Genomic DNA, 4,271 nt, shown 5'->3' with positions numbered 1-4,271 from the left:
TCATTGAAGAAGCCGACGTAGAACCAATCGACCGCATTTCCTTTGACGGTTTCGAAGTGAACGATGAAGGCGTTGCGCTCACCTTTACCGTACCTGTAGCTCCAGAAGCCAAACTCGGTCAGTGGAAAAACCTCGGCATTAAAAAGGACGAAGTGACCGTTACCGACGAAGACGTAGAAAACGCCATTAAGGACCGTCAGAAAAAAGCCGCAGAAAGCGAACTCGTTGAAGACGGTGCCATTGAAGAAGGCGACGATGTTGCCGTAACCGTTAAAGACGGCGACTCCGAAGTGAAAAAACAGCTCGTCATCGGTGCCGGCGCAGACAAAACCGTTGAAGACGCTCTGCTTGGCATGAAGACCGGTGAAGAAAAAGACGTAGAAAACACCGATGCAGAAGGAAACGTAACGACGCTCCATCTGACTGTCGGCGACGTATTCCGCGACAAGCTTCCGTTGGTGAACGATGAATTCGCCAAAGCGCAGGAAGATCTGGACAAGCCGGAAACCGTTGACGCGATGAAAGAAACTCTGCGCACACGCATGCAGGAAGCACGTGAAAACGCAGCGGAAGAAAAATTCATCGGCGAACTGCTCAAAGCCGTTGGCGAAAAAGCCGATGTAGAAATTCCGGAATCCATGATCCGCAATGAAACCAACTACCAGATCAACCGTCTGGCCAGCCAGTTCGGCAATATGGACAACTTCATGAACTTCCTCTCGCAGGCAGGCATTGAACCGTCCGCTCTTGCCGGCCAGTTCTACGAAGAGTCCAGAATGCGCGTTCTGAACACGCTCGTTCTTGACGCGATCGCCCGTGAAGCCGGTCTGGAAGTAACCGATGAGGAAGTTGATGCCGAAATCGAAGACTTCGCAAAAGCCAACAACGCGAAGGTGGAAGACATCCTCAAAAACGTAAACCGTGAAGAAGTAAAACATTCTCTTCTGCACGACAAGGCAGTTGAAGCTCTCGAAGCCGCACAGGGCGAAGAAGCAGCAGCTGAATAACAGGCATTTATTTAAGATAAAAAAAGACGCTTGTGCGTCTTTTTTGCCCATATATGGGCCGTAACAGACAGGAGGTATACTTGAATGAATTCCAAGACATATCCCATTATCTGCACTCGCGGCGTAGTTGTATTCCCTGGCCAGGAAATCGTCATTGACGTCGGCCGGGAATCCAGCATCCGCGCGATTGATAACGCACAGGGAAACTACAGCGGCCAGATCTGCATGTTCTCACAGATCAAGAATGATATTGACGCTCCCACCGAAGACGATATCCACAAAGTGGGTACCCTCTGCTGGATCCGTCATGCTCGTCGTTTCGACCGTTTCGTCCGCGTGAAATTTCAGGGTATTGAACGGGTAAAGCTTGAAAGCTTTGAAGAAGGCGCCTTGTCTGATCTTTGCGAAGTCGAAGTTCTCGAATCCGAAAGAGCAGATGAAACGGAAGAAACCGTTCTGATGCGGATGATTAAAGAGTCCCTGGAAGGGATGAAAACAGGCGAAAAGTTCATGTCCAAAGAACTCCTGCTCGACCTTTCCAAAGGAATCACGCCGGAAAATCTGACCAACAAGGCGGCCCAGATTTTCCCGCTTTCCATCGAACGGAAACAGAAGTATCTCGAAACAACCAGCATTAACGCCAGACTGTACATGCTTAAAGAAGACATTGAGCAGGAAAAGTATCTGGCGGAAGTAGAAAAAATGATCAACGAAACCGTCAAGGAACGTATTGATCAGAACCAGAAGGACTTCTTCCTTCGCGAGAAAATCGCGGCGATGCAGGAACAGCTTTCCGACGGACCGTCCATCGGCAAGGAAGGCCAGGAAATCCGCAAGCGCCTGGAAGACAATCCGTATCCGGAAAACATTCGCAAGAAAGTTCTCGAAGAACTCGACCGCTACGAAACGCTGCCGGCAGCCAGCGGCGAGACCGGCATCATCAAGACGTACATTGACTGGCTCATGAATCTGCCCTGGTGGCAGACGACCACGGACAACGAAGACCTCGATCAGGTCGAAGCGGTCCTGGAAGAAGACCATTACGGTCTGGAAAAAGTCAAGGAACGTATTCTGGAGTATCTCGCCGTGAAGCAGAACACCCAGTCTCTGAAAGCGCCGATCCTCTGCCTCGCAGGCCCTCCTGGAGTCGGAAAGACGTCTCTGGCCAAATCGATTGCCCGCGCGCTGGGCCGTCATTTCGTCAAGATGTCCCTTGGCGGCGTGCGCGATGAAGCGGAAATCCGCGGTCATCGCCGTACGTACATCGGTGCGCTTCCTGGCCGTGTCATTGAAGGCATGAAAAAAGCCGAAGTCATCAACCCGGTTTTCCTGATTGATGAAATCGACAAGATGGCTTCCGACTACAAAGGCGACCCGTCTTCGGCCATGCTGGAAGTACTGGACCCCGAACAGAACGCGCTGTTCTCCGATCACTACATCGAAGAGCCGTACGACCTGTCCAAAGTTCTCTTTATCGCTACCGCAAACTACCTCGAAAACATCCCGGCCGCTCTGAAAGACCGTCTGGAAATCATTGAGATTTCGTCCTATACCGATGTGGAAAAAATCCAGATCGCCAAGCGTCATCTCGTGCCCAGACAGCTCGAAGAAAACGGTCTGAAACCGGAACAGTTCGAAATCAGCGATGCCATGATCCTCTATCTGATTCGCTACTACACAAGAGAAGCCGGCGTTCGTCAGCTCGAACGTACCCTCGGCTCTCTGGCCCGCAAAGCCGTCCTCGGCATTCTGCGCAAGAAATTCGACAAGGTTGTGATCGACAAGGATCTCATCCACGAATGGCTTGGCAATGAGAAAGTCGACTATGGCAAGCGCGAAGAGGAAGATCAGGTCGGCACCGTTACCGGACTGGCCTACACGTCCTTTGGCGGCGACATCCTTCAGATTGAAGCCAATAAGTTCGAAGGCAAGGGAAACCTGATCCTGACCGGACAGCTTGGCGATGTCATGAAGGAATCCGCGTCCATCGCGCTCGACTACGTGCGTGCCAATGCCGATCGCTACGGCATAGACGGAGAACTGTTCGCCAAAAACGACATTCATCTGCACGTACCGGAAGGCGCCGTACCAAAAGACGGACCTTCGGCTGGCGTAACGATGACGACTGCTCTGACCTCGCTGATGACCGGCATCCCGGTGAAATCCAATCTGGCGATGACCGGTGAAGTGACCCTGCGCGGACACGTTCTGCCGATCGGCGGACTGAAAGAGAAATCCCTGGCCGCCTACCGCAGCGGAATTACCAGCATCCTCATTCCAAAAATGAATGAAAAGGATCTGGAAGACATTCCGGAAGAAGTGCGTAAAGCCGTAACCTTCACGCCGGTAGCTACCGTAGATGAAGTTCTCGCCAACGCGCTCACCAAACCGCTCAAGGCGAAAAAGAAAACGCGTACCCGAAAAGCCAAGACGAATCCAGAAACCGCAGCACTTCCTGCTGCAGCTGCAGGACAGCCTGCAGTTCAGGCAGGTGACGCAGCTTGAAACAGCTGAACAGCTCCTTTCTCGTCTCCGCTTCCGGCAAGGACAACTGGCCGGACAGCGATCTGCCGGAAATCGTCGTTGTCGGCCGTTCTAACGTCGGCAAGAGCAGTTTCATTAACGCGCTTACTGGTCGCAAGAAGCTGGCGTACGTCGGTTCCACCCCCGGCAAAACTCAGCTGATCAACTTCTTTGATATTGACGGACAGTGGGCGCTGGTCGATGTCCCAGGCTATGGCTATGCGAAGCTCTCACAGGCCCAGCTGCGCCAGATGGGCAGGATGATGGACGATTACTTCGGAGAACGCAAACAGATCGCCGGCGTTGTCTGCCTGGTCGATGCCCGTCATGCGCCTAGCGCAGACGATCTGGACATGATCGACTACTTTAAGCAGACCGGCCGCAGGATCATTATCGGGGCTACCAAAATCGATAAGGTCCCTAAGACAAAACGACAGGCCGCTCTGAAAGTCATCTCGCGCGATCTGCAGATTCCGATGAAATCCATCTATCCGATCTCTTCGGTAGAAAAGAGCGGATTTGACGAGATTTATCAGGCGATCCTCGGCCTGCTTGGCCAGAAGGCAGAAGTAGCCGGCGAAAACGCCTAGCTTTCCAATCCATGAAACAAGCGAACCGCACGGGAAAATGAAATTCCCTATGCGGTTTTTTTGTGCAGCAAACGATTAGGAACGTTACTTTTTTATAACGTAAGCGTCAAATAAAAGACGGGTATTTTCTCGACCGCCTCCTTGGGATAAT

General features: G+C 52.1%; 3 protein-coding genes. All 3 read left to right on the top strand.

The features are described from left to right. Positions 1–1,007: trigger factor (gene tig, locus ACLUYS_RS09440; RefSeq protein WP_412659716.1), on the top strand; the 1,007-nt coding region annotated here is incomplete at its 5' end. An 84-nt stretch (positions 1,008–1,091) separates the two neighbouring features. Then, a complete protein-coding gene (lon, locus tag ACLUYS_RS09435) occupies positions 1,092–3,512 on the top strand; it encodes an endopeptidase La (RefSeq protein ID WP_288338926.1) in 2,421 nt (806 codons plus the stop codon). Positions 3,513–3,517: 5 nt separating this feature from the next. Beyond that, complete coding sequence (gene yihA / locus ACLUYS_RS09430) at positions 3,518–4,120, top strand: ribosome biogenesis GTP-binding protein YihA/YsxC (protein ID WP_230267613.1); 603 nt, start codon at positions 3,518–3,520, stop codon at positions 4,118–4,120. Positions 4,121–4,271 lie beyond the last annotated feature (151 nt).

Source organism: Allobaculum sp., from assembly GCF_047010065.1.
Lineage (GTDB): Bacteria > Bacillota_I > Bacilli_A > Erysipelotrichales > Erysipelotrichaceae > Allobaculum > Allobaculum fili.
The sequence above is the reverse complement of the archived record's forward strand: the minus strand, read 5'-3'. Positions and strand labels throughout refer to the sequence as shown.

Coding starts and splice junctions, on each gene's coding strand:
- lon (WP_288338926.1), top strand. CDS start 1,092: ATGAATTCCAAGACATATCCCATTATCTGCACTCGCGGCGTAGTTGTA.